Raw genomic sequence first — 23,563 nt, forward strand, 5'->3', positions numbered from 1 at the left:
CGTCGGATAGAGACGCACCATGACGAGCACCAACTGGACCATCCGCCCCGAGCGTTACGACACGCCCGACGCCACCGCGCTGCGCCGCGACTACTACGACGACGTCGCGAGCCGCTACTGGCACCGGCCGGCGACGGCGGCGGAGGTCGACGAAGGGCTCACCAACGACGGTGTGGAGCGACTCACCCCGCCGTCCGGCCAGTTCGTCGTCGGCCGGGCGGACGGCAAGCCCGCGGCCTGCGGCGGGGTGCTCATGCTGGACGCGGAGCGGGCGGAGGTCACCCGCGTGTTCATACGCCACGCCTTCCGCGGCACCGGCGGCGCCACGCTCCTGATGGACGCCCTGGAGTCGGCCGCGGCCGGACTGGGCGCCCGGCGCATGGTGCTCAACACGCGCCTGGACCTGGTCGAGGCGCGCGCCCTGTACGTCCGCAGCGGCTACCGCGAGATCCCGGCGTACTGCGAGGGCCCGTACAAGGAGATCTGGTACGGCAAGGAGCTGTCCGCCCGCTAGAGCGCGTGGTTCCGGCGGGGTTCGGGGGCCCGTGGCCGTTCCTGGGTGGAGCCGCACAGCTCGGCCGTCAGCTCCGCCACGAGCTGGACCAGGTCGGTCGGCCGCTCCGGCCCCCACCAGTCGCCGAGCAACTCGGCGAGGGACTCCTCGCGGGCGTGCGCCAGCCGGACCGCCACGTCCACGCCCTGATCGGTCAGCATCAGCTGGAGGCCCTCGCGGCGCACCAGGTGCCGCTCCTCCAGTTGCCGGGCGGCCTCGGTGATGATCCGGATCGGTACGGGGGTGGTGTCGGCGAGCCGTCCGGGCTCCACGGTGCCGTGGCGGCGGACCCGCAGCAGCAGCCAGCTGGCGGCGGGCAGCAGGTCCAGGCCCGCGCGCGCGGTGATCTTCTCGTAGATGGCCTTGCGGCCCTCCCGAGAGCCGAGCACCGACAGCGCGCGGGCGCACTCGTCGTACGAGGAGCGCTCGACAGGGTTGGAGGCGACGGTCTGGCTGGGGTCGGGCGCGGTGACCGCGCCTCGCAGCCGGTCCTCCTTCAGCAGCCAGGCGATGAGGAACGCGACGGCGACGACGGGCGCGGCGTACAGGAAGACGTCGGTGATGGACGTCGCGTACGCGTGCAGTACGCCGGGGCGCAGGTCCGGAGGCAGTTCGGCGATGGCGCGCGGGTCGGCGGCGAGCTGGTCGGCTCCGGTGCCCGGGGGCAGTTCGCGGCCGGCGAGGGCGTCGGAGAGTTTGCCGGTGAGCCGGTTGGTGAAGATGGTGCCGAAGATGGCGACGCCGAAGGACGCGCCGATGGAGCGGAAGAAGGTGGCGCCGGAGGTGGCGACACCGAGGTCCTCGTACGCGACGGCGTTCTGCACCACCAGCACCAGGACCTGCATGACGAGGCCGAGTCCGGCGCCGAAGACGAAGAAGTACAGGCTCATCTCCCAGTCGGAGCTGGACTCCTTCATCCGGTGCAGCAGCACCAGCCCGATGGCGGTGACGGCGGTGCCGAGGATGGGGAAGACCTTCCAGCGGCCGGTACGGCTGACGATCTGGCCGGAGCCGGTGGAGGTCAGCAGCATGCCGAGCACCATCGGCAGCATGTGCACGCCGGACATGGTGGGGGTGACGCCCCGCACGACCTGGAGGAACGTCGGCAGGTAGGTCATCGCGCCGAACATCGCGAAGCCGACGACGAAGCTGATGACGGAGACGAGCGTGAAGGTGCGGATCCGGAACAGCTTCAGCGGCAGTACGGGTTCGGCGGCGCGCCGCTCGACGTACACGAACCAGACGAGGAGGACGGCGCCGAGGACGGCGAGGCCGATGATCTGCGCCGAGCCCCAGGCCCAGGTGGTGCCGCCGAGGGACGCCACGAGGACGAGGCAGGTGGCGACGGAGGCGATCAGGAAGGTGCCGAGGTAGTCGATGGTGTGGCGGGTGGCGCGCACCGGGATGTGCAGCACGGCGGCGATGACGAAGAGCGCGACGACGCCGATGGGGAGGTTGATGTAGAAGACCCAGCGCCAGGAGAGGTGCTCGGTGAACAGGCCGCCCAGGAGCGGTCCGAGGATGCTGGTGGCGCCGAAGACGGCGCCGAAGAGGCCCTGGTACTTGCCGCGTTCGCGCGGTGAGACGAGGTCGCCGACGATGGCCATGGACAGCACCATGAGGCCGCCGCCGCCCAGGCCCTGGACGGCGCGGAAGGCGATCAGCTGCGGCATGTTCTGCGCGATGCCGCAGAGCGCCGAGCCGATGAGGAAGAGGACGATGGCGGTCTGGAAGAGCTTCTTGCGGCCGTACTGGTCGCCGAGCTTGCCCCAGAGGGGGGTGCCGGCGGTGGAGGCGAGCATGTAGGCGGTGACGACCCACGACAGGTGCTCCATGCCGCCGAGTTCGCTGACGATGGTCGGCAGGGCGGTGGAGACGATGGTCTGGTCGAGCGCCGCCAGCAGCATCCCGAGCAGCAGGGCGCCGATGGCGACCAGGACGGTACGCCGGTTCTGTCCCTGGCCCGGGGCGGGGCTGGTGGCCGGGGTGGTCACTTCCTGCGCCATGGGTTCTCCCTCGTCGTCTCGCGGGCCCTCGTCGTCTCGCGGGTGGGCGGCGGGCCGGACGCGTACCCCCTCCTCCCCCTCCCATCCTGGGTGCTTCGTCCCGATACGGCCCGCCGAGCGGGGGCGGGGTGCGGTGGGTGGTCCTCCGGGGCGCCCGGCGGGCTGCATAATCGCTCGCAGTTCAAGGGGAGGGGCCCACATTGACGGGACAGAACTGTCCTGAGTGCGGCGGTCGCGGCGGCGACTGCGGTTGCGCGTCCACGGAGGACACGCTGGGGATACGTCCGTATGTGAACCTGCAGGCGGAGCCGGAGTCTCAGCCGGGGACGGGTCCGGCCTTTCCGGCTCCGGCTCCGGGTCCGGGTCCTGCTTCGGGTCCAGTACCGCCTCCGTCTTCGTCTCCGCCTCCGCCTCCGACGATGCCGCTGTACGTGCCGCTGGAGCCCGAACTGGTACCGCTGGAAGGCGCGGGCCCGCCGCGCGGCGCGCGCGCCGGTGCGCGGGCGCAGGCGCGGGCCCGGGCACGGTCCCGGAACCGGGCCCGCCGCCCGTACGCCGTGTCCGGCGCCGTGGCGGCGGTCGTCGCCGTGCTGGGCGTGGCCGGCTTCGCCGGCGGCCTGTTCGGCGGGGACGGGGAGGCGGACCGGCTGCTGCCCGACCTGTCGCCGAGCATGCCCGCCTGGCCGAGCGGGGAACCCAAGGGGCCGTCCTCGTCGGCGTCCGGGCCGGCGTCGCCGTCGGGCTCCCCGTCCGCGTCGGCGTCCGTGTCCGCGTCCCCCTCCGGTTCGGCGTCCGCGTCCCCCTCCCCCTCCGCGTCGGCGACCGCCTCCGCGTCCCTGGCCATCGCCGTGCCGGGTACGGCGTCGGCGGCACCGTCCTCGAACGGCGAGCCGACCGGTCCGGCCACCGTCCCCTCGCCGTCCCCCGCCCCCTCCCGGACGCCCAGCCCGGAGCCGTCGGAGGACGAGCCGGTGACCCTGCGGCGCGGCGACCGCGGCCCGGAGGTCACGGAACTCCAATACCGCCTGCGGCAGGCGGGCCTCTACGACGGCCCCATGAACGGCCGCTACAACGAGGACGTGGAGTGGGGCGTGGGCCAGTACCAGGAGGCCCGCGACCTGTGGAGCGACGGGTGGGGCGTATACGGCCCGGAGACCCGCCGGTGGCTGGAGTCCGAGACGACGGGCCGCTGACCAAGGCGTGCCCGGCGCGGGCTGGCGTTCGCGGGGGTTGATTTTGTATCGTGGGGGAACAAAGTGGTCCCGCCCGTATACCCTGACCGGCGGGCGGGCCACTTCGTACCCGTTTCTCCCCCTCTCCCGTGGAGATCGCCGATGCCGGCCACCCCTTCCCCCCTGACCGCCCGGGCCCTCCTCCTCGACATGGACGGCACGCTCGTCAACTCGGACGCGGTGGTGGAGCGCTGCTGGCGCCGCTGGGCCCTGCGGCACGGGCTCGACCCGGAGGAGGCACTCAAGGTCGTCCACGGCCGCCAGGGGTACGCCACCATGGCCGTCCTCCTCCCGGACCGCCCGATGGAGGAGAACCACGCCGACAACCGCGTGATGCTCGCCGAGGAGACCGCCGACCTGGACGGCGTCGTGCCGATCGGCGGCGCGCCCGCCTTCATGGCCGCCATCGCCGCCCTCCCGCACGCCCTGGTCACCTCCGCCGACGCGCCGCTCGCCCGGGCCCGCATGGGCGCGGCCGGGCTGCGGATGCCGGACGTACGCGTGACCGCCGAGTGCGTGGGGGCGAGCAAGCCGGACCCGGAGGGTTTCCTGAAGGGCGCCGCCGAGCTGGGCTTCGACCCGGCGGAGTGCGTGGTGTTCGAGGACTCCGAGGCGGGCATCCAGGCGGGCCGCGCCGCCGGGATGCGGGTGGTGGGCGTCGGCCCGCGCGCCGGCGCGTACGCCCCCGACGTACACGTACCGGATCTGACGCACGTGCGCGTGGAGGCGGACGGCGCCGACGGCACCATCCGCGTCCACATCACCCCGTAACGCCTTACGGCGCCAGCGCCTCGTAGAGGCTGAAGCCCGCCAGCGCCAGCATCAGGCAGGCGGCGACCTTGGTGATCAGGCGCAGCGGTACGTACTTCATGAGCGTCCGCCCGCCCAGGATGCCGATCCCGGCGACCGCCCAGAGGGCGAGCACGGCGCCGAGCCCGACGGAGAGCGGGTTGTCGTAGCGGGCGGCGAGGTTCGCGGTCATGATCTGCGTCAGGTCGCCGAACTCCGCCACCAGGATCAGCATGAAGCCCGCCCCGGAGACCTTCCAGAAGGACTGGTCGGCCGGGGCCTTGATCTTCTCGTCCTCGTCGTCGCCCTTCTTCAGCAGCAGCACGGCCGCGCCCGCGAGGAACAGCACACCGACCAGCGCCTGTACCAGCCGGTGCGGCAGCAGGGTCAGGACGCTGCCGGCGGCGACGGCGAGGACGACGTGGATGGCGAAGGCGGCGGCGACACCCGCGAAGACGTAGGACGCGCGGTAGCGGGTGCCCAGCATGAGGCCGGCGAGCGCGGTCTTGTCGGGGAGTTCGGCGAGGAAGACGACGCCGAAGGTGATCGCCATGATCGTGAGGCTGAGCACGGGATGGGGTTCCTCAATCGGTCGGGCGGTTCCGCCGTACCGAGAAGAGACGTCTCAGGGTTCCGAGGAGTCGCTCCGGCACGGCGGCACCATGGATGTGGGCATGGCGCTGCTGTCGCCGAAGGTCTCGCTGGCGCACCCCGAACGGGCCGCCTCCGGGCGCCGGCCGGGCGCGAGGCCCAGCAGTATGTCGACGTTCCGGCGAAGAGCTACTCCCCTTCTGCTCCGTCCAGGGTACGTGATCGCCACGGCGCGACCGTCATGCCTCGACCTCCCGGTGCAGCTTCCCCCGGGCCACCAGCTCCAGCCCGGCCGCCACCGCCACGCCCTGCACGGCCATCAGCCCGACCAGCACGAACAGCTGCACCGCCCCCGCCAGCAGCGGTGACGCCCCGCCCAGCAGCATCCCGACGAACGCGCCCGGCAGGGTGACGAGCCCCACCGTCCTGGTCTGGTCGAGCCCCGGCAGCAGCGCGTCCGCCGCCGCCTCCCGGGCCACCTCCAGCCGCGCGTCCCGCTCCAGCAGTCCGAGCGCCAGCCCCGCCTCCACCTCGCCGTGCCGCGTGTCCAGCTCCTCCAGGGCGCGCCGCCCGCCGAGCACCGTCGCGGTGAGCGCCCCGCCGATGAGGATGCCGGTCACGGGGATCAGCGCGATGCCCTTGAGCGGGACGAGCCCGGTCAGCAGCAGGGCGCCGACGACCGGGACGACCCCGGCGGCGATGGGCACGGCCGCCCACCACCAGGTGCCGTTGGGCGTGATGCGGCGCCCGGCCGTACGTACGGCGACGGCGTACATGAGCAGCAGGAAGGCGAGCAGCAGCGGTACGGAGCGGACGACCCACCCGATGACCAGCGACACGGCCGCGAGCTGTACCGCGGCCCGTACCCCCGCGGTGACGATCTCGCGCGGCGCCCGGAGGTGGGCGAGCGCGGCGACGGTGGCGGCGACGGCGAGCAGGACGGCGAGAACAGCCGCGAACGTGGCATTGACGGGCAGCAGCACACGTCAACCCTAAAGCCGGACAAGGCAGGTGCCGGGACGTCAGAAACCGGGCACAACCCTTGATGTGACGTGCACATGTCGTCACTCTGTAACCCGGCGCATCCCCCGGGGCAACCTGGCGCCGCCACGATGGCCGAGCCGCCCGAACGGGCGTCCGGCCAACACCCCCACATCCCAAGGGAGTCACCCATGTCCGGTGTCTACGCGCGTCGAATAGCCCGTCGGACCGCCGTCCTCGCCGCGTCCGCCGCCCTCACCGCCACCGGTGTCCTGGCCACCGCACCCGCCGCCCAGGCCGCCCCGCCCACCCCGGTCAGCGCCGCCACCGCGCGCACGTACCTGGGCCAGCTCACGGTGAAGGCGGAAGGTTCCTCCAGCGGCTACAGCCGTGACCTGTTCCCGCACTGGATCACCCAGTCGGGCAGTTGCAACACCCGCGAGGTCGTCCTCAAGCGCGACGGCGTGAACGTCGTCCAGGACTCCGGTTGCGCGGCGGTCAGCGGCAGTTGGTACTCCGAGTACGACGGCGCCACCTGGCGCGCGGCGTCGGACGTCGACATCGACCACGTCGTCGCCCTCGCCGAGGCCTGGCGCTCCGGCGCCAGCGGCTGGACCACCTCGCAGCGCCAGGCCTTCGCCAACGACCTGACCCGCCCGCAGCTCATCGCGGTCACCGACGACGTCAACCAGGCCAAGAGCGACCTCGACCCCGCCGAGTGGCTGCCGCCGCGCACCGCGTACCGCTGCACGTACGCCCGGATGTGGGTGCATGTGAAGCACCACTGGAACCTGAGCGTCGACTCCGCCGAGAAGAACGCCCTCCAGTCCGTCCTCAACGGCTGCTGACGGCCCCGTACCCCTGAGCCTCCGTCGTTCCGTACCGTAGTTGTACGGGCGACGGAGGAGGCCGTGTATGACAGCCGGACTGCGGTTGGGACCGCTCCTGCGGTACGTCGACTGGGAGCGCGGCGACCGCGCGACGGTCTGGGTCGAGGCCGACCGGCCCTGCACGGCCCGGGTCCGGTGCGCGGACGGCGCCGGCGGCAGCACACGGACCTTCCAGATAGCCGGGCACCACTACGCCCTGGTCCCCGTCACCGGCCTGACGCCCGGGACGACGACCCCGTACGAGGTGCTGCTCGACGACCGGCCGGTGTGGCCGCCCACCGGCCCCGACTACCGCTACCCGGCCAGTACGATCACCGCGCCCCGGCCGGGCGGCACGGAGCTGCGCGTCTCGTTCGGGTCGTGCCGCTGGGCCGCGCCCCCGGCGGGCGGGAAGGACCCGGTCGGCCCGGACGCCCTCGACACCCTGGCCACCCGGCTGGCCACGGACCCCGACGCCGTACGCCCCGACGTGCTGCTCCTGCTGGGCGACCAGGTGTACGCGGACGAGACCTCCAAGGCGACCCGCCGCTGGCTGACCGCCCGCCGGGACCTGCGCGAGGAACCGGGGGCGCAGGTCGCGGACTACGAGGAGTACACCCACCTCTACTACGAGTCCTGGCTCGACCCCGGCGTGCGCTGGCTGCTGTCCACCGTCCCCAGCTGCATGATCTTCGACGACCACGACGTGATCGACGACTGGAACACCAGCGACTCCTGGCTGGCCGACATGCGGCGCACCGGGTGGTGGCGGGAACGGATCCTCAGCGGGCTGATGTCGTACTGGGTCCACCAGCACCTGGGCAACCTCTCCCCCGATGAACTGGACTCCGATCCGCTGTACGCGGCGGTCCGCGCCGCACCGGACGGGACGGAGCTGCTGCGCCGGTTCGCCGCCGAGGCCGACGCCGACCCGGCGCGGGCGCGGTGGAGCTACCGGCGGGACTTCGGCCGTACCCGGCTGGTGATGATCGACACCCGGGCCGGGCGCGTGCTGGAGGAGCAGCAGCGGGCCATGCACGACCAGGAGGAGGAGGGGTGGCTGGCCCAGCAGATGCTGGCCGACCGGGACCGCTGCGACCACCTGCTGGTCGGGGCCTCCCTGCCGTGGCTCCTGGCGCCGATGATGCACGCCGCGGAGACCTGGAACGCCGCGCTGTGCCGCGGTGAGCGGGGCGCCGGGTGGGCCCGGCTGTCGGAACGGGTGCGCCGGGGGGCGGACCTGGAGCACTGGTCCGCCTTCCCCGACTCGTTCGAGCGGCTGACCCGGCTGCTGGCGGAGGCGGGCCGCGGCCCGGACGCCCCTGCGACGGTGTGCGTCCTGTCGGGCGATGTCCACCACGCGTACGTGGCGGAGCCGGAGTGGCCGGAAATCACGGGTTCCGGGGGCACGCCGGAGGAGCGGGGCGTCCCGGCGGCCCCGGCGACCGCGGGCGACCCGGCGGCATCTGCGACCCCGACCGCCCCGGGCACCTCGGGCACCTCGGGCACCTCGGGCACCTCGGGCACCTCGGGCACCTCGGGCACCCCCGCGGCCCCCGACGCGCCGGACGCGCCGGACGCCCGGGTCGTCCAGTTGACGTGCTCACCCGTGCACAACCGGATCCCGCGTGTGCTGAGGGTGGGGTTCCGGCTGGGCTGGAGCCGGGTGGGGCGGTGGCTGGGGCACGGGCTGCTGCGGCACGGGCGGAGCGAGCGGCCGGTCGTGGACTGGCGCCGTACCGGCGGGCCGTGGTTCGGCAACCAGCTGATGACGCTGACGCTGCGCGGGCGGTCGGCGGAGCTGCGGCTGGAGCAGGCGGCGGGCCGGGGGCGGGACCGGAGCGACGCCGAGCTGAGGACCGTACACGAGCGGACGCTCACGCCCGGGCGGTGAGCGTCCGCTGGGACGCACCCGGCGCTGTGAACGTCCGCAGTGAAGATTCCGCGGTGAAGATCCGCGGTGAACATCGGCTGTGAACGTCCGGTGAACGTCCGGTTCAGGCCTCTGCCAATCCCACCCATAGCGGATGGTGATCCTCCGGTCAGGGGTTCGGTGAGGGGCGAGGCAACGGCATGATGAGCTTTCGCCTGCCACGAGCCGGCGACGCCAGCTCCGCCCGCACCGCCCCCTGCCCCGGGAGTCCGAGTCTTGTCGTCCGAAGTTCCCCATGCCATAGCCCTGGTCGGTGCGGGTCCCCGCGGCACGTCCGTGCTCGAACGGCTCTGCGCCTCCGTCCCGGAACTGGCCGCGGGAACCCCGCTGACCGTCCATGTCATCGACCCGGCCCCGCCGGGGGCGGGCCGCGTGTGGCGCACCGACCAGCCGGCCGAGCTGCTGATGAACACGGTGGCGTGCCAGGTGACGGTCTTCACCGACGAGAGCGTGAGCTGCGAGGGCCCGATACGCCGGGGGCCGAGCCTGTACGAGTGGGCCGCCTCCCGCTCGTACCCGCTCGGCCCCGACGACTACCCCACCCGCGCCTGCTACGGCGCCTATCTGGAGTGGGCGTTCGCCCGCGCGGTGCGCGAGGCGCCGCCGGAGGTGACCGTGCGGGTGCACGCGGCACGGGCCGTACACCTGGAGGGCGCCGGCCCGGGGTGCGCCGGCCCGCAGACCCTCACGCTGGACGACGGCACGGTCCTCACGGGCCTTGGCGCGGTCGTCCTGGCTCAGGGCCACCTCCCGGTCGTCCAGGACCCGTCATCGGCTCACCTGGGCGCGTACGCGGCGCGCCACGGGCTGCGCCACTTCCCGCCCGCCAATCCGGCCGACCTCGACCTCACGCCCGTCGCCCCCGGCGAGCCGGTGCTGTTGCGGGGCCTGGGCCTGAACTTCTTCGACCACATGGCCCTGCTCACGGAGGGCCGGGGCGGCACGTTCGTACGCGACGGGAGCACGCTCCGGTACGTGCCCTCGGGCCGTGAGCCCCGCCTGTACGCCGGTTCGCGGCGCGGTGTCCCGTACCAGGCGCGCGGCGACAACGAGAAGGGCTCGTCGGCACGGCACGAGCCGTTGCTGCTGACGCCGGACGTCATAGAGACGTTCCGCAAGCGGGCGGGCGCGGGCGATCCTCCGGACTTCCTGGACGAGATATGGCCGCTGGTGGCCAAGGAGGTCGAGACGACGTACTACGAGGCGCTGCTGAAGCGGCCGAAGGGCTTCCGCACCCGTTTCCTGACCGACCCGCAGGCCGCCCTCGACACCTACGGTGTCCCGCCGCACGACCGCTGGTGCTGGGAGCGGATCTCCCGCCCCTACGCGGGGGAAACGTTTCGGTCGTCGGCCGGTTTCCGCGCCTGGCTGCTGTCGCACCTGCGCCGGGACGCGGCCGAGGCGGCACGGGGCAATGTGGCCGGACCGGCGAAGGCCGCGCTGGACGTGCTGCGGGACATCCGCAACGAGCTGCGGCTGATCGTCGACCACGCGGGGCTGTCGGGCACCTCGCGCCGCGACCACCTGGACCGCTGGTACACGCCGCTGAACGCCTTCCTGTCGATCGGACCGCCGCGCCGCCGCATCGAGGAGATGACGGCCCTGATCGAGGCGGGGGTGCTGGATGTGATCGGCCCCCGTATGCAGATCCGTCCGGAGAAGGGAGTATTCCGGGCTGAATCACCCGATGTGCCGGGTTCGGCGGTGACGGCGACCACACTGATCGAGGCCCGGCTGCCGGAGCCGGACGTACGGCGCACCGGCGACACACTCCTCGCCGGAATGCTCCGGTCCGGCCAGTGCCGCACGCATGTCGTCGACGGCTACGACACCGGAGGGCTGGACGTCACGCCGTCCCCGTACCGCCTGATCGACCGTCACGGGCGGGCTCATCAAAGGGTTTTCGCGCTCGGTGTGCCGACGGAGGGAGTGCACTGGGTGACGGCGGCGGGCGCCCGGCCGGGTGTCGACTCGGTGACCCTCTCGGACACGGACGCGGTGGCCCGGGCCGCCCTGCGCGCCTGCTCCACCACCAGCGCCGAACGGCTGAATGTTGAACTTGCAAGTATTGATTAGGACTCCCTAACCTGGAGGCTCGTCGGTTCCGTCCCCAACCGAAGGACCCCCCATGCCCAACCTCACCACGCGCCTCGATCAGTCCCGTCCTTACGCGCTCGGCCTGTTCCGGATAGTCGTCGGCCTGCTGTTCCTGTGCCATGGCGCCGCCTCGCTCTTCGGCGTCCTGGGCGGCGCGGGCGGCTCCGGCGGTACCGTCCCGGCCGGCATCTGGCCCGGCTGGTACGCGGCCGTCATCCAGCTCGTCGGCGGCGCACTGGTGCTGCTGGGCCTCGGCACCCGTACCGCGGCGTTCATCGCCTCCGGCTCGATGGCGTACGCGTACTTCAAGGTCCACCAGCCGATGGGCCTGTTCCCGATGGAGAACGGCGGCGAGGCGTCGGCCATGTTCTGCTGGGCGCTGCTCCTGCTGGTCTTCACGGGCCCGGGCGCGCTCGCCCTGGACGGCCTCTTCTCGTCCTCGCGGGCGGACGACCGCAAGCGCGAGCCGGTCGCCGCGTAAGCGCGAGCCGGTCGCCGCGTAAGCGCGAGCCGGTCGCCGGGTAAGCGCGGCGGGTACGCCGCCGTACGGACCCGTTGCGCACCTGTACGTACCCTCCCCGCACACTTCCCGCACCCGGGCGTGGGGGCGCCGACCTCGCACAGTCCCCCTCGTCCCCCGCCCGGGTGATCGCCGACCCGCCTTCCGGCGTACGCTTTCCGCCTGTCCAGCCGCGCCGCCCGCTTCACGGGACCGGCTTCACGGGACCGGGGAGTGAAGGTGCTCGAAAGCGTGGCCGCCGGCCCATGGATCTATACGGCTGTCGCCGTATCCGTCCTGCTGGACGTGTTCCTGCCGGTCCTGCCGAGCGGCATCCTGGTGATCACCGCCGCGACGGTCGCCGCGACGGGGAGTGGCTCGCTCCTCGCGCTGACGCTGTGCGCGGCCACCGCCTCCCTACTGGGTGACCTCGTCGCGTACCGCCTCGCGTGGCGCGGGCGGTCCCGCCTGCACCGGGCGATCGCCCGCTCGCGCCGGCTGACCAGCGCGCAGGAACGTCTCGGCGCCGCTCTGGCGCGCGGCGGCGGCGTCCTCGTCGTCATCGCGCGGTTCGCCCCGGCCGGGCGCTCGGTGGTCTCCCTGGGGGCGGGCGCGGCGCGGCGCAAGGCCAGCCAGTTCCTGCCCTGGTCCGCCCTGGCGGGTGTGGCCTGGGCCTCGTACAGCGTGGGCCTCGGCTACTTCGGCGGGCAGTGGCTGGGCGCGACCTGGACCGGCGTTGCGGTATCGGTGCTCGCGCTGTTCCTGGCGGGCGCCCTCGCCGCCTACGTCATACGCCGCCCGCCGGCTCCGTCACGGGCTCCCGCGCCGGCTCCGTCCCCGTCGGCGGCCTCTTAGGGGCTCCACCCGTGGGTAGGCACGGGAGTCAGCTGCCCACCCGGGGGCGTTCGATGACCTGACGCGGTCAGGCCGTGCGGGCGCGGAGGCGGCGCAGCATGCGTGGGTCCTCGAAACCGACTGAGCGGGCGGCAGCGTCGACCGTCGCGCCGTGGCTGATGAAGTGCTGGGCGCGTTCGAGGCGGAGGGTCTGCTGGTAGCGCAGTGGGGTGAGCCCGGTGGCGCGGCTGAAGAGGCGGGTGAGGGTGCGTTCGCTCACGCCGACGGCCGAGGCCAGGGTGGGCAGCGGGAGCGATTGGTCGAAGCGGGCGTCGATGAGGTCCTGGGCGCGGTGCACGGTGTCGTCGAGGTGGGACCGGTGCCGGAGCATCGCGCTGGACTGCGGCTCCTGGCCGTTGCGGCGAGCGTAGACGACCATGTCCCGGGCCACCTGGGCGGCGACGGCCGGGCCGTGCCGGGTCGCGACCAGGTGCAGGGCCAGATCGATGCCGCTGGCGATGCCGGCCGAGGTGATCACCCGGTCGTCGGCGGTGAACAGTACGTCGCGGACGACCACCGCCCTGGGGTGGCGCAGGGCCAGCTCGTCCTGCACGTCGTGGTGGGTGGTGCAGTGGCGGCCGTCGAGCAGGCCGGCCTGGCCGAGCGCCTCGGCTCCGGCGCAGACGCTGGCCACAGTTCCGCCCCTGGCGTGGTGGTCCCGGAGGACCTGCAGGGAGGCGGCGCCGATGGCTGGGGCGTCGGCCAGGGTGACTGCCCGCCAGCCGGGCACCACGATCAGATCCTCGGGCCCGAGCTCGGGCCAGTCGAGTCCGGCAACCAGCGGCAGCCCCTGGGCGGTGGAGACCTGTGGCTGCTCGGCGACGTAAGAGAGCGTGTAGGGGTGCCCGAAGTCGGCGGCCGTGGAGAAGACCTGCGCGGGGCCGGCCAGGTCCAGCAAGTGGACTCCGGGCACCAGGAAGAAGACGATGTGACTCACGATTCGGTCATCATGACTGAAGTCCTGCGGCGGCCTCCAGCTGGTCGACCGTCGCGATGGTGGCGAAGCGTCCGGCGAGGGCGTACTCGGTGCGCCTGATGACCTCTTCGGCAGGCAGCGTGCGGGGGTCGGCCAGCAGCTCGGCGACGCTCTGGTCGGCGGGAGCGTCGGGGTGCGGGATGGGATTGGTCGCGGTCGCGTCCACGGCAAAGGTGACCCGGTAGCCGAGGTCGCTGGCGACGCGGGTGGTGGTCTCCACGCACTGCTCGCTGCGGATGCCGCAGACGGTGAGTTCGCGGATGCCGCGCTCGGTGAGGAGTTGCTGCAGGTTGGTGGTGGTGAAGGCGTTGTGTGAGGTCTTGTGGATCAGCGGCTCCCCATCCGCTCGTTCCAGCTCCTCCATCAGCCGGACATGGCCGAGGGCCGGGTCGAAGACATCGCCGGTGCCGGGCTCGGAGTGCAGTACCCACACCACCAGGTCCCCGGCTTGGCGGGAGAGCCGGACCAGTCGGTTCACCTGGTCGGCGATCTTCAGGTCGGAGGTGGTCGCCCAGAGCGGACGGGCACGAAAGGACTCCTGGACATCGATGACGATCAGTGCTCGGGTCATGTCCCAAGCCTGAGCCGCCGGGCGGGGCGGCAACAGGTCGCATCGGGTCCGGCAGCGGACCGATCCGGTCAGCAGTAGGTCAGGCAGTCGAGCCGCATGACGGGACGGCAGGCACGGATCCCCCGATGATCATGAAGCGTGGAGAATTCCATGCTCGGGCGAACCGTGTCTGCCCTGCTACCGCCACTCAGTCCAACACCTACTGGCGGACGCTCTTAGCGGCGGCGCCCCGCACTTCGATCCCGTCGAGCAGCCGCCGGGTCGCCTCGGCGACCTCGTCCACGGCCCGCTCGAACACCTCCCGGTTGTGCGCGGCGGGCGCCCGGAACCCGGACACCTTGCGTACGTACTGCAGGGCTGCGGCGCGGATGTCCTCCTCGGTGGCCTCGGTGGGGAGCACGGGCGGGCGGAGGGTCTTGATACTGCGGCACATGGCTCCAGTGTGCGCCCCGCCGCCCGCCCGAGCCCCGGTGTCAGCGCTTCCGCCGCTTGCGTTCCCGTTCCCGTTCCCGGTCGATCGTGTAGGTCGCCCAGTCCCCGCGGTGCAGGTTGCACCGCGAGGCGCCCACCATCGCGAGCCGCTGACAGCGCCCCCCGTGCTTGGTGCGCGCGCCGCACTTGGACTGCGTACGAGCCATGTCGCCTCCTGGTCCCTCCGCCGGCTTCCCCCAGGGCAGAGTCGCTCTCTCCCGACCTGGGAGGGCAGGGCGCACGGCGGTCCCACGAAGGTGCGCTCCGTCGCACGCGCGGTTCGGCGCCCGATGCGCGACGTACGGACCGAACCTAAACTGGCGATGGAGGTACGCACCATGTCCAAGCGAGGAAACAAGCGCCGCGCCCGTAAGAAGAAGGGCGCCAACCACGGCAAGCGTCCCAACGCCTGACCCCCGATCCGGCCCTCCGCCGCGCCCGCGACCGTGTCGGGTGAAACAGGTGGCCGGATCGGTCAGGAATCGAGAAGCGCCGGTCACGGAACCGCACCTAGCATCATCGTCATGGACATCACCATTCACACGAGCTTCCTCCCGCACGTCGACCCGGACGCCTCCCTGGCGTTCTACCGTGACGCCCTCGGCTTCGAGGTCCGCAGCGACGTCGGACAGGGCACGATGCGCTGGATCACCGTCGGCCCCGTCGGCCAGCCCGGCACGTCCATCCTGCTGGCGCCGCCGGCCGCCGACCCCGGGGTCACCGAGGACGAGCGCCGCACCATCGTCGAGATGATGGCCAAGGGCACCTACGGCTGGATCCTGCTGGCCACCCGGGACCTCGACGGCACCTTCGAGAAGCTGCGGGCCGGCGACGTGGAGGTCGTCCAGGAGCCGACCGAGCAGCCGTACGGCATCCGCGACTGCGCCTTCCGCGATCCGGCGGGCAACCTGGTCCGCATCCAGGAGCTTCGCTGAGTCCTCGGGCCGGCACCCCGGACCGCCGCCCCGCCCCCGCCCCGCCCCGCCCCGCCCCGACGCGCACCGAACCGACCGCACCGCACCACCCCACCCCACCCCGCGTCGACCTGTCCCCGACCTGGCGGGCCGGGCGACCGGTCACAGCACACCCCCCGCCTCGTCGTGAAACACCTCCGGCCAGTAGCGGTAGTCGTCCGGACCGGTCGCGGGGAGACAGGCGACGGGGTCGACCGAGGCGAGGACGGCGATCATGGTGTCGGCGAGCTGGTGGTAGAAGTCGTCGGTCAGGCCGTGCTCCTTGTCGAGTTTCTGCTCACGGCTGTGCATCCACACCGTGAAGGCGAGGGTGGAGATGTCGGCGTTCACCGGGGTCACTGCGTCGGCACCGCATTCGAGGTAGTGGACCGCGCCGGTGCGGCCGTCGAGCACGACGTCGAAGTCGTGCATCAGCCCACCCAGGACCAGCAGCCGGTCGGCGTCGTCCGGCAACTCGTCACCGACCCACAAGCGCCACAGCTCCGAGTCCTTGCCGCGCCGTTCACGCTCATCCCTCAACGTACTGAGCAAGGTGTCGTGATCGTCCAGCCAGAACATCAAGCCGTCCTTGGGCAGCCCGACCTCGGCGAGGAACCGCCGCGTCGGCCCGTGTTCCAAGCCCGCGGGCAGGTCCGCCGGGTCCACCCGCACGATCTCCCCGGCCCCGAACTCGTCCTCCAGGAGCCCCACCGGCAGATCGAGCCGCAGCCCCCTGCCCGGCCGGGCGATCAGGGCCATCGGCCGTATCAGCGCGGCGATGCGCCAGAACACCGGGACCTCCTCCACCCACCCGGCCCCCTCCTCCGCGAACACGGCGAGCAACCGCTCGGAGGCGGCCGCGACCACCTCGGCCCCACTCCTCCCCGCCAGGTCGGCGAACCGCCCGCGCAGCCCCCCGAGTTCGTCGACCGCCGCCAGAAAACGTCCGAGCACCTCCAGCGACGGAGCGAGCGGATGGATCTCGGCGTACCGGGGCGAGTACATCTCCAGGCTGAAGACCCGTCCCGTCTCCCCGTCGACGACGACGTCCTGCGCGTCGAGCCCCTCGACCCGCAGGTGCCCGACGGCGATCAGGCCCGCGATGTACGGGTCGAGTTCGGCAGCGTCGTACTCCTCGTCGACGAGATGCGACACCGTCACCGCACGCGACTCGGCCGGTCGTGTGAGCCGCACCAGCTCGTGCGTGACCGGCAGCGCGGCCTCGGCCAGCCACCGCCGCGTCGGCCCGTGCGTGATCGCAGCATTGATTGCGTCCATGGTCTTCCCCCGTAGCGCTCTGTGGTGATCTCCCACTGACACCACCATAGGAGCGACCACTGACAACGCGGCCGCACGCCCCAAACCCCCACCGACTCCCCGCTGTTCGATTAGTTTGGAGCCCCATCGACGACCCACGTGCCCCAGGAGGCCCTTGTGCCGGACCGCGACCCCGCGTCCCTCTCTGCCGCGGAGATTCACGCCCGGATCGACACCAGCAAGCCGCACTCGGCCCGCTTCTGGAACTACTTCGTGGGCGGCAAGGACTACTACGAGGTGGACCGCGAGCTCGGCGACCAGATCAAGGCGATCTTCCCCGGCCTCGTCGACGTGGCCCGCACGAGCCGCCACTTCCTCGGCCGCGCGGTCCGGCACCTGGCCGGAGAAGCGGGCGTCCGCCAGTTCCTCGACATCGGCACCGGCCTCCCGACCGGCGACAACACCCACCAGGTCGCCCAACACGTCGCCCCGGACAGCCGGATCGTGTACGTCGACAACGACCCCCTGGTCCTGGCCCACGCCCGTGCGCTCCTCACCAGCACCCCTGAGGGCCGCACCGCGTACGTCGACGCCGACCTCTACGCCCCCGACACCATCCTGGAAGCCGCGTCGGCCACCCTGGACCTCTCCCGGCCGGTCGCCCTGATGATCCTCAACACCCTGGGCCACGTCGCCGACCACGGCCGGGCCCGGTCCTTGATCACCCACCTCATGGCGGGTCTCCCCTCGGGCAGCTACCTCACCATCTGCGACGGTACGGCCACCAGCGAGGGCATGATCGCCGCCTCCGAGGCCTACAACAAGAGCGACGCCGTCCCGTACTACGTCCGCAGCGTCGAGGAAATCACCGGCTACTTCGACGGCCTCGACCTCGTCGCCCCCGGAATCGTCCCGGTCACCGACTGGCGCCCCGCCCCGGACACTCCGGAGCCCACCGCCCCGGTCGACGCCTACGGCGGCGTGGGCCGCAAGCCGTAGGCCCCCTCCAGGGCGTTCAACGCCACCGCCCACGGATACCCGCCGGGCAGCTCCTGGCCCGGCGGGTTCGCCATGTACGCACCCTCGCCGTACAGCACCGTCACCCCGGCCGCCCGAAGCGTCGCCACCGATGTGCCGAACGCCGGATGCCGCACGTGGGCCTCGTTCACGCACGGCATCATCATGGTGGGAATCCCTTTACCAACCCCCTGGACCGCCACGCTCACGACGAACTTCGCCGTCAGCCCCAACGCCCACTCGTTCAGCGAGCCGAACGTCGCCGGAGCGAACAGAACGACATCCGCCTCGGGCCACACATCCGGTCGCCCCGGCAAGTCGTACTCGAACCGCACAGGATGCCCCGTGAGCGCCGCCAGACCATCCAGACTGTGCCCGAGCCACCGGGCAGCGGTCGGCGTCAGACCGAGGCACACGTCCCAGCCCCGGCTCTGAGCGTTCTCGATCGCCCGTGCGACATCGAACACGGGCGGCGCGGCTGAGCAGAACAGATACAAGGTCCTCGTCATGACCCCATCCGATCACACCCAACCCCAGCCATTCGGCGAGGCCTTGGGCCGGCTCAAGGCATCCCACCCCACTCGCCGCGCCCGGCCGTACGCGACCGCCCCAGATGCGCGTGCCGTATCCGGACGGCAAAGGCCCCCCAGCCGCAATCGGCTGGGGGCAAAATCCAGGGGGTGTGATGAGGCGGCCGTTGCTGTACGGGGTTGTCGGTGGCACGTACTAACGTGCCCGCAGCGTTCCGTCGATCTTCGTACGCTTGAGGAGCCACGATGCCCGGAGACACCCCCGAGCTGCCGAAGGATCTGCGCACCCTGATACCGGAGTACGCGGGCCTTGCCCGGGAAACCACCCTCCTCAACCCGGAGCCCGGGGAACCTGGCGTGCGGGAGAGCTCGCTGGGAGGGGAGCTGCTGTGGCCCGCGGACGAGCCGTGGCCGTACTGCGCGCAGGAAGACCACTGGACGTACGGGTCCGACTGGCGCAGCCGTACCCAGATTGTCCCGGGCGCGGTGCCGATGGTGCCGATCCTCCAGCTGTTCGCCCAGGATGTGCCGGGGTTGCAGTTCCCGGAGGGGAAGGATCTGCTGCAGCTGGTGTGGTGCGCGCTGATACATGACCAGGATCCCGGGCCGGTGATGCCGCAGCTGTACTGGCGCAACGAGGCGGAGGTCGTGACTGGAGGGCTGCTGTCCGAGATCCCCGGGGTGAGCGAGGGCGAGTACGACGAGGACCACATGCCGGAACCGTCCACGTTGTCCCCGATTACCGCGGAGGACTGGCCGAGGTGGCTTGATCTGCCCAAGGACATGCGAGAGACCTGGGAACCTCGTCTCCGGTTGCCGACGGGCGGCTCCATGTGGCCACCCGACTCCAACGTCATCGGGACGAAGGTCGGCGGCTGGCCCGCCTGGACGCAGCCTGCCGACTGGCCCAACTGCGATAGCGGCCACCGCATGGAGCACCTTCTGACCATCACCGGCGACATACAGTTGGGCGACTGCGGCGGCGTCTACTTCTTCCTTTGCCGCCAGTGCCCCGGACTCCCGTGGGACTGGCGCTTCGACTGCCACTGACAGCTGAGGCCGGTGGGCGGGTTTGGCCATGCGAGCGAACACGGCAGAACTACGGCAGGGGGAGCGGTGAAAGTACCCGCGGAACTGGTCGGCACCCGTGTCACGCGCACGGCCTTCGACCACCAGGTCCGGATCAGCTTCACCGATCACGCCCCAGACGGTCACATCCGCGTCGATGGCGAGCTCGTCATCGAGACACCGTTCACCCTCACAGACGCCTCGGGCCACCAGGCCCTTCTGACGCCGGCCACCGGGCCGTCCTTGGCGCCCCTACTCGGCCTGTTCGCCAGAACCGTCACCGAGAGCGAGGTTACCGGGCTGGGCGCCCTGTCCCTCTGCTTCGATGACGGCACTCGGCTCAGCGTCGAGCCGCACTCCGACGACGAGTCGTGGAGCCTCACCGGCTCAGGAATCGATCCCGTCCTGATAGGCCCGGGCGGCGAAACCGACTGGCAACACTGACCACCGCCGCAGCCGACGCCGCTGCGGCACTCCGCCGAAGGACAGCCAGTGCACCTCTCGCGCTTCACCGTCGACAGGCTAGGAGTGAGGCATTGGCTGCATCTGAATTCCGTGCCGCTTACCGATCTCGATGATGCGATCAACGTCAGGCGGCGTGTCCGACTGGGGCGGCAGCTCCCGTCGCTGGGCGGGTTCACCCAGCTCGGCAAAGAATTTATCGATACCGCCCGGCGTGTAGGTGATCAGCATCCGCACCGTGCTGGTGGGCTCGAACCGCTCCAATGTGCCCTCAGGGATGTGGAAGAAGGACCCGGGTCCGCCTTCGACCGTCTCGCCTCCGATGTGATAGCGGAGCGTCCCCTCGATGACGTAGACGCTTTCGGTCCCAGGGTGAGTGTGGGGCGGTGGGCCACCACCCACCGGAATGGTCATCTCCATGACGGTCATCGCGCCATTGGTCTCGTCGCTCGACGCCTTGACCTCGTAGAGACCGTTCAGCATCCAGAATGCCTCCCCGTCACCGCTGTGGCGCACGTGGGCGTTATTCGCCATGGGGTCGCTCCTCTCCTCGGTGGACCTCCCGAGGTGTTCCCGGTGGCTCGCCGAGCGAAGGCCGCCATCCGAGTGCTTGGACGCGGGTGCGGCACGTCCGGCATGACCAGCCCGCTGGATTCCATCGACCGCGTCGCCGGGCGTCCCTGAACCCGCAGCTGCCCACGCGGTCGGCGGAGCAGCTTTGGGCTGGAGCTGTCACGGGTCGTATGTCCGCCGGCCTTACCCACCACTTTCCCCAACTGCCCTTTCGTCTGCCGTCGACCCCCACACCGTGGAGCGGGTGCGGTCTGCTCGGCTTGTCCTGGGTCGATGGCGGACGGGATGGGAGTTCCCCGCCTCAGCCCTCCACGGCCGGCACTCGCGGCCGGCACATGCGTGATCCGGCTGCACGACCCGGCATGGCTGCGCCACCCTGCTCACCGCCGCCGGGTCGCGACCCAGGTGGTGGTGGAGATCCCTGGGCACAGCCAGATCGCGGTGATAGTCACATGGACCGGCTGCTCAGGAGGCGCCCCGGCCACGTGTGACCGCGACCGTTGATGTCAGTCAGGTACGGATGTCGAAGACCCCCAGCCTTGATCGGCTGGGGGTCTTCGTACTGGTGGGCGCGGACGGTTTCGAACCGCCGACATCTGCTTTGTAAGAGCAGCGCTCTACCCCTGAGCTACGCACCCGTGGATTGAGTGAACAGGGTACATGCCGCATGGGTGGATCCTGCAAACCCGGGGCTCGCGGGCCGCGGGGCGGGGGGTTAGCCCTACCTGCGGGAGGGTGGGTGGCCGGATCGTGGTGGAGCCGGGTGGACACGTAGCGTGAGGGGACAGGCTGGAGCGAGCGGGGGAGTCGTCGTGGGTGCACGTCGGATCTGGGCGGTTGGCGTTGTCGGCGGGGTGGTGCTGGGGCTCGGAGGGTGTGGGGGTGCCGATGTGGAGGGGGCGCCGGTGGAGCGGAAGGCGTTCGCGTTCCGGTGCGAGACGCTGGTGGTGGATTCGGACGATTCGGAGCTGGTGCTGGTGCCGGCGGATGTGAAGGACGTGGAGGTGACCCGGCAGGTCGACGGGTGGGCGGTGCTCGGGGACGGGCCCGCGCCGGTGTGGAAGCTGGAGGGCGGCCGGCTGACGTTGCGGGTGGAGTGCGACGCGGTGGTGAGTGACTGCGAGGCGCGGCACGAGGTGCGGGTGCCGCGTGGGGTGGCGGTGACGGTGGAGGACGACAACGGGGATGTGACCGCCGAGGGGTTCCAGACGGCGCTCAAGGTCACGTCGGACAACGGCTCGGTGACCGTGCGGGACGCGGGCGGTCCGTTGGAGTTGCGGAGTGACAACGGGGACGTACGGGTGGAGGGGGCGACCTCGAAGAGCGTGGTGGCGCGGGCGGAGAACGGGGAGATACGGCTGGCCCTCGGGGCCGTGCCGGATCGGGTCGAGGCCGTGAACGACAACGGTGACATCGCCGTCGAACTGCCGGGCGGGGACACGCGGTACGCCGTGGAGGCGGCGAGCGCCAACGGGGAGGTGAAGGTGGAGGTGCCGGCCGACGACCGCAGCGGGCACGTGGTCAGGGCGCGCAGCGACAATGGGCAAGTTACGGTCCTGAGCGCGAACTAACCGGCTCGTGTGTTCGTTACCTGGTGGGAGAATGAACCGGTCAGGGGCGGACACGGCACGGGAGCGGATGTGACGGCGACACAGGCGCGGCGGTACGTGAAGGATGTGCTCGCGCTGATGTTGTTGCCGGTGCCGTTGGTGGTCGCCGCGCTGCCCGGGGCCTTCGCCGGGGGCGGTACACGGCGCTGGTTCGGCGGGCGCGGGGAGAGCCAGCGGGCGGACGCGCAGGCGGCGAAGGACGCGGCCGCGGCGGCGTTCTACGAGCTGGACACCGCCCAGCGGGACTTGCGGATCTCGATCGAGACGATCACGGCGGTGGACGCGTCGCCGGGGGCGCGCCGGGCGGTGGACGAGTTCGCCGCGCTGGGGCGGCGGATCGACGAGGTGAGCCATGCGTACATCACCGCCGTCGACGCCTATGACCTCGACCGGGACGATCTGGAGGCCTCCGTCGCCTCGCGGGCGCGCGGTGAGCTGAACCGCGCCAAGGACGACCTCGTACGGGTGAAGGGGGAGCTGGAGAGGTTCGAGCAGGGGCTCGGGCCGCTGCTGGACAAGGCGGAGACACAGTTGGCGCGGCTGGCCCCGGCCGTGGAGCGGGCGAGAGCGGCGCTCCTTTCCGCGAGCAATGCTCTCGACGCGGTACGCGGCTCCGGGCTTCGCGCCGATGATCTCGCGGCGCGGCTCGCCGCCCTCGGCCCCGAGCTGACCAAGCTCAACCAGGGCGCCGGGCAGCACGGTGTCGCCGAGACGCTGCAGCGGGCCGACCGGGTCCTCCGGGACGCCGAAGCGGTGCGCACGGAGGCGGAACGGCTGCCCGAGCGGGCCGCCGAGACCGACAAGCGGCTGGTGTCCCTCCGGACGCGCGCCCAGGCCCTCGCCAATCGCGCCGCCTCCGTCGAGCCCGTCCTCAGCGAGCTGCGGCGCCGCTTCAGCGCCGCCTGCTGGCAGGATCTCCAGCCCGTCCCCGAGCAGGCCGCCAGGGGCGTCCGCCAGGCCGAGGAGAAGCTCCACGAGGCGGCCAAGGCCCGCGAGGAGCAGCGCTGGGCCGACGCGACGGCCCTGCTCTCGACCGTGCGGGCCCTGCTGAACAGCGCCGACGAAGCCGTTTCGGCCGCCGGTGACCGGCTGAACCGGTTGAACGCCGTCTCCAAGGACCCTCAGGCCGAGATCCAGCGCACCCGTTTCGCCATCCGGGACGCCCAGCGGCTCGCCATGGCGGACCGGCACACCCCCGATCCCCGGCACGCCCGCCCCCTGGACGATTCGGTGGCCCGGCTGGAGCGGGCCATCGCGGGGCTGGAGGGCCGCCACCCCGACTACTGGCACTTCCTGACCGAAACCGGAGCGGTGCGGGCGGCGGTGGCGCGCGTGGTCGAGATGATTCGCGAAGAGCGGGGCAGCGGGCACTGACCCCACGGTTAATCTGGGGCCATGCCTCGCTACGAGTACCGCTGCCGCACCTGCGGAGACACCTTCGAACTGAACCGCCCCATGGCCGAGTCGTCCGCCCCCGCCGCCTGCCCCGCCGGGCACGACGACACCGTCAAGCTGCTGTCCGCCGTCGCGGTCGGCGGCACAGCCAGGGGCGGTGCCCCCGCGCCGTCCCAGGGCGGAGGCGGCGGATGCTGCGGCGGCGGGTGCTGCGGCTGACCTGCCTGAGGGGCGGC

Annotated in this window: 25 protein-coding genes and 1 tRNA gene; 15 read left to right on the plus strand and 11 right to left on the minus strand. The window is 71.8% G+C overall.

The window, feature by feature from the left end:
- Window positions 1-19: 19 nt before the first annotated feature.
- Window positions 20-514 (plus strand): GNAT family N-acetyltransferase, encoded by a 495-nt coding sequence (locus BKD26_RS08760; RefSeq protein ID WP_179166471.1) that lies wholly within the window; start codon window positions 20-22, stop codon window positions 512-514.
- Here BKD26_RS08760 and BKD26_RS08765 read toward each other — a convergent pair.
- On the minus strand, window positions 511-2,559 hold the full coding sequence (locus BKD26_RS08765) for an MFS transporter (protein ID WP_107417797.1): 2,049 nt from the start codon (window positions 2,557-2,559) through the stop codon (window positions 511-513). The two genes, BKD26_RS08760 and BKD26_RS08765, sit on opposite strands and share 4 nt — an antisense overlap.
- A gap of 419 nt (window positions 2,560-2,978) precedes the next feature.
- Here BKD26_RS08765 and BKD26_RS08770 point away from each other — a divergent pair, with 419 nt between their 5' ends.
- Window positions 2,979-3,752, plus strand: coding sequence for a peptidoglycan-binding domain-containing protein (locus tag BKD26_RS08770; RefSeq protein ID WP_084897256.1), 774 nt, complete (start codon window positions 2,979-2,981; stop codon window positions 3,750-3,752).
- 141 nt (window positions 3,753-3,893) lie between these two features.
- Window positions 3,894-4,562, plus strand: a complete 669-nt coding sequence (locus BKD26_RS08775; RefSeq protein ID WP_084897257.1) for an HAD-IA family hydrolase — start codon at window positions 3,894-3,896, stop codon at window positions 4,560-4,562.
- A gap of 4 nt (window positions 4,563-4,566) precedes the next feature.
- Here the strand turns inward: BKD26_RS08775 and BKD26_RS08780 are convergent, their stop codons facing one another.
- On the minus strand, window positions 4,567-5,151 hold the full coding sequence (locus tag BKD26_RS08780; RefSeq protein ID WP_073751825.1) for a TMEM165/GDT1 family protein: 585 nt from the start codon (window positions 5,149-5,151) through the stop codon (window positions 4,567-4,569).
- A 259-nt stretch (window positions 5,152-5,410) separates the two neighbouring features.
- Window positions 5,411-6,154, minus strand: a complete 744-nt coding sequence (locus BKD26_RS08785) for an ABC transporter permease (protein WP_084897258.1) — start codon at window positions 6,152-6,154, stop codon at window positions 5,411-5,413.
- Between the two features lie 189 nt (window positions 6,155-6,343).
- Between BKD26_RS08785 and BKD26_RS08790 the strand changes: the two genes are divergently transcribed.
- The 5 genes from BKD26_RS08790 to BKD26_RS08810 all read left to right on the plus strand — a co-directional run bounded on the left by BKD26_RS08790 (window position 6,344) and on the right by BKD26_RS08810 (window position 12,405).
- The gene (locus BKD26_RS08790) at window positions 6,344-7,000 is read left to right on the plus strand and encodes an HNH endonuclease family protein (RefSeq protein ID WP_084897259.1); all 657 of its coding nucleotides are present in this window, start codon (window positions 6,344-6,346) and stop codon (window positions 6,998-7,000) included.
- A 67-nt stretch (window positions 7,001-7,067) separates the two neighbouring features.
- Window positions 7,068-8,915 (plus strand): alkaline phosphatase D family protein, encoded by a 1,848-nt coding sequence (locus BKD26_RS08795; protein WP_107417798.1) that lies wholly within the window; start codon window positions 7,068-7,070, stop codon window positions 8,913-8,915.
- A gap of 255 nt (window positions 8,916-9,170) precedes the next feature.
- On the plus strand, window positions 9,171-11,030 hold the full coding sequence (locus BKD26_RS08800; protein WP_084897260.1) for an FAD/NAD(P)-binding protein: 1,860 nt from the start codon (window positions 9,171-9,173) through the stop codon (window positions 11,028-11,030).
- A 52-nt stretch (window positions 11,031-11,082) separates the two neighbouring features.
- The gene (locus BKD26_RS08805; protein WP_084897261.1) at window positions 11,083-11,532 is read left to right on the plus strand and encodes a DoxX family protein; all 450 of its coding nucleotides are present in this window, start codon (window positions 11,083-11,085) and stop codon (window positions 11,530-11,532) included.
- A 258-nt stretch (window positions 11,533-11,790) separates the two neighbouring features.
- Window positions 11,791-12,405 carry a VTT domain-containing protein gene (locus tag BKD26_RS08810; protein WP_084897396.1) on the plus strand — a complete coding sequence of 205 codons (615 nt, stop codon included), beginning with the start codon at window positions 11,791-11,793 and terminating at the stop codon, window positions 12,403-12,405.
- A 67-nt stretch (window positions 12,406-12,472) separates the two neighbouring features.
- Here the strand turns inward: BKD26_RS08810 and BKD26_RS08815 are convergent, their stop codons facing one another.
- From BKD26_RS08815 to BKD26_RS40180, 4 genes are all read right to left on the minus strand, one after another.
- On the minus strand, window positions 12,473-13,381 hold the full coding sequence (locus BKD26_RS08815) for a DJ-1/PfpI family protein (RefSeq protein ID WP_084897262.1): 909 nt from the start codon (window positions 13,379-13,381) through the stop codon (window positions 12,473-12,475).
- Between the two features lie 10 nt (window positions 13,382-13,391).
- Complete coding sequence (locus BKD26_RS08820; RefSeq protein ID WP_084897263.1) at window positions 13,392-13,991, minus strand: isochorismatase family protein; 600 nt, start codon at window positions 13,989-13,991, stop codon at window positions 13,392-13,394.
- 199 nt (window positions 13,992-14,190) lie between these two features.
- Window positions 14,191-14,424 (minus strand): DUF2277 domain-containing protein, encoded by a 234-nt coding sequence (locus BKD26_RS08825; protein WP_084897264.1) that lies wholly within the window; start codon window positions 14,422-14,424, stop codon window positions 14,191-14,193.
- A gap of 40 nt (window positions 14,425-14,464) precedes the next feature.
- Window positions 14,465-14,629: a hypothetical protein gene (locus tag BKD26_RS40180; protein WP_179166472.1), complete on the minus strand. Its 165-nt coding sequence runs from the start codon at window positions 14,627-14,629 to the stop codon at window positions 14,465-14,467.
- Window positions 14,630-14,986: 357 nt separating this feature from the next.
- On the opposite strand from BKD26_RS40180, the gene BKD26_RS08830 reads away from it, so the two are divergent.
- Complete coding sequence (locus BKD26_RS08830; protein ID WP_084897265.1) at window positions 14,987-15,397, plus strand: VOC family protein; 411 nt, start codon at window positions 14,987-14,989, stop codon at window positions 15,395-15,397.
- 141 nt (window positions 15,398-15,538) lie between these two features.
- Here the strand turns inward: BKD26_RS08830 and BKD26_RS08835 are convergent, their stop codons facing one another.
- Window positions 15,539-16,693, minus strand: coding sequence for an SUKH-4 family immunity protein (locus BKD26_RS08835; protein ID WP_084897266.1), 1,155 nt, complete (start codon window positions 16,691-16,693; stop codon window positions 15,539-15,541).
- A gap of 156 nt (window positions 16,694-16,849) precedes the next feature.
- On the opposite strand from BKD26_RS08835, the gene BKD26_RS08840 reads away from it, so the two are divergent.
- Window positions 16,850-17,671: an SAM-dependent methyltransferase gene (locus BKD26_RS08840; protein WP_084897267.1), complete on the plus strand. Its 822-nt coding sequence runs from the start codon at window positions 16,850-16,852 to the stop codon at window positions 17,669-17,671.
- On the opposite strand, the gene BKD26_RS08845 is transcribed toward BKD26_RS08840, so the two are convergent.
- Window positions 17,644-18,198, minus strand: a complete 555-nt coding sequence (locus tag BKD26_RS08845) for a flavoprotein (protein WP_084897268.1) — start codon at window positions 18,196-18,198, stop codon at window positions 17,644-17,646. The genes BKD26_RS08840 and BKD26_RS08845 overlap by 28 nt on opposite strands.
- Before the next feature lie 267 nt (window positions 18,199-18,465).
- Between BKD26_RS08845 and BKD26_RS08850 the strand changes: the two genes are divergently transcribed.
- Both BKD26_RS08850 and BKD26_RS08855 read left to right on the plus strand, forming a co-directional pair.
- Window positions 18,466-19,269 carry a hypothetical protein gene (locus BKD26_RS08850; RefSeq protein ID WP_084897269.1) on the plus strand — a complete coding sequence of 268 codons (804 nt, stop codon included), beginning with the start codon at window positions 18,466-18,468 and terminating at the stop codon, window positions 19,267-19,269.
- 66 nt (window positions 19,270-19,335) lie between these two features.
- Window positions 19,336-19,731: a DUF6188 family protein gene (locus tag BKD26_RS08855; protein WP_084897270.1), complete on the plus strand. Its 396-nt coding sequence runs from the start codon at window positions 19,336-19,338 to the stop codon at window positions 19,729-19,731.
- 78 nt (window positions 19,732-19,809) lie between these two features.
- On the opposite strand, the gene BKD26_RS08860 is transcribed toward BKD26_RS08855, so the two are convergent.
- Window positions 19,810-20,283, minus strand: a complete 474-nt coding sequence (locus BKD26_RS08860) for a cupin domain-containing protein (RefSeq protein WP_084897271.1) — start codon at window positions 20,281-20,283, stop codon at window positions 19,810-19,812.
- Window positions 20,284-20,885: 602 nt separating this feature from the next.
- Window positions 20,886-20,960, minus strand: a tRNA-Val gene (locus BKD26_RS08865).
- 267 nt (window positions 20,961-21,227) lie between these two features.
- On the opposite strand from BKD26_RS08865, the gene BKD26_RS08870 reads away from it, so the two are divergent.
- The 3 genes from BKD26_RS08870 to BKD26_RS08880 all read left to right on the plus strand — a co-directional run bounded on the left by BKD26_RS08870 (window position 21,228) and on the right by BKD26_RS08880 (window position 23,546).
- The gene (locus tag BKD26_RS08870; RefSeq protein WP_347104530.1) at window positions 21,228-21,893 is read left to right on the plus strand and encodes a DUF4097 family beta strand repeat-containing protein; all 666 of its coding nucleotides are present in this window, start codon (window positions 21,228-21,230) and stop codon (window positions 21,891-21,893) included.
- A gap of 117 nt (window positions 21,894-22,010) precedes the next feature.
- Window positions 22,011-23,306, plus strand: coding sequence for a hypothetical protein (locus tag BKD26_RS08875; protein ID WP_179166487.1), 1,296 nt, complete (start codon window positions 22,011-22,013; stop codon window positions 23,304-23,306).
- 21 nt (window positions 23,307-23,327) lie between these two features.
- A complete protein-coding gene (locus tag BKD26_RS08880) occupies window positions 23,328-23,546 on the plus strand; it encodes a zinc ribbon domain-containing protein (protein WP_084897274.1) in 219 nt (72 codons plus the stop codon).
- The last annotated feature ends 17 nt before the right edge of the window (window positions 23,547-23,563 follow it).

Source organism: Streptomyces sp. CB03238 (assembly GCF_002099185.1).
Classification (GTDB): domain Bacteria; phylum Actinomycetota; class Actinomycetes; order Streptomycetales; family Streptomycetaceae; genus Streptomyces.

Bases quoted from the DNA above. Each gene is read 5' to 3' on its own strand.
- BKD26_RS08760 (WP_179166471.1), top strand. From the start codon at position 20: ATGACGAGCACCAACTGGACCATCCGCCCCGAGCGTTACGACACGCCC.
- BKD26_RS08765 (WP_107417797.1), bottom strand. From the start codon at position 2,559: ATGGCGCAGGAAGTGACCACCCCGGCCACCAGCCCCGCCCCGGGCCAG.
- BKD26_RS08770 (WP_084897256.1), top strand. From the start codon at position 2,979: ATGCCGCTGTACGTGCCGCTGGAGCCCGAACTGGTACCGCTGGAAGGC.
- BKD26_RS08775 (WP_084897257.1), top strand. From the start codon at position 3,894: ATGCCGGCCACCCCTTCCCCCCTGACCGCCCGGGCCCTCCTCCTCGAC.
- BKD26_RS08790 (WP_084897259.1), top strand. From the start codon at position 6,344: ATGTCCGGTGTCTACGCGCGTCGAATAGCCCGTCGGACCGCCGTCCTC.
- BKD26_RS08795 (WP_107417798.1), top strand. From the start codon at position 7,068: ATGACAGCCGGACTGCGGTTGGGACCGCTCCTGCGGTACGTCGACTGG.
- BKD26_RS08805 (WP_084897261.1), top strand. From the start codon at position 11,083: ATGCCCAACCTCACCACGCGCCTCGATCAGTCCCGTCCTTACGCGCTC.
- BKD26_RS08820 (WP_084897263.1), bottom strand. From the start codon at position 13,991: ATGACCCGAGCACTGATCGTCATCGATGTCCAGGAGTCCTTTCGTGCC.
- BKD26_RS08825 (WP_084897264.1), bottom strand. From the start codon at position 14,424: ATGTGCCGCAGTATCAAGACCCTCCGCCCGCCCGTGCTCCCCACCGAG.
- BKD26_RS40180 (WP_179166472.1), bottom strand. From the start codon at position 14,629: ATGGCTCGTACGCAGTCCAAGTGCGGCGCGCGCACCAAGCACGGGGGG.
- BKD26_RS08830 (WP_084897265.1), top strand. From the start codon at position 14,987: ATGGACATCACCATTCACACGAGCTTCCTCCCGCACGTCGACCCGGAC.
- BKD26_RS08835 (WP_084897266.1), bottom strand. From the start codon at position 16,693: ATGGACGCAATCAATGCTGCGATCACGCACGGGCCGACGCGGCGGTGG.
- BKD26_RS08845 (WP_084897268.1), bottom strand. From the start codon at position 18,198: ATGACGAGGACCTTGTATCTGTTCTGCTCAGCCGCGCCGCCCGTGTTC.
- BKD26_RS08850 (WP_084897269.1), top strand. From the start codon at position 18,466: ATGCCCGGAGACACCCCCGAGCTGCCGAAGGATCTGCGCACCCTGATA.
- BKD26_RS08860 (WP_084897271.1), bottom strand. From the start codon at position 20,283: ATGGCGAATAACGCCCACGTGCGCCACAGCGGTGACGGGGAGGCATTC.
- BKD26_RS08875 (WP_179166487.1), top strand. From the start codon at position 22,011: ATGTTGTTGCCGGTGCCGTTGGTGGTCGCCGCGCTGCCCGGGGCCTTC.
- BKD26_RS08880 (WP_084897274.1), top strand. From the start codon at position 23,328: ATGCCTCGCTACGAGTACCGCTGCCGCACCTGCGGAGACACCTTCGAA.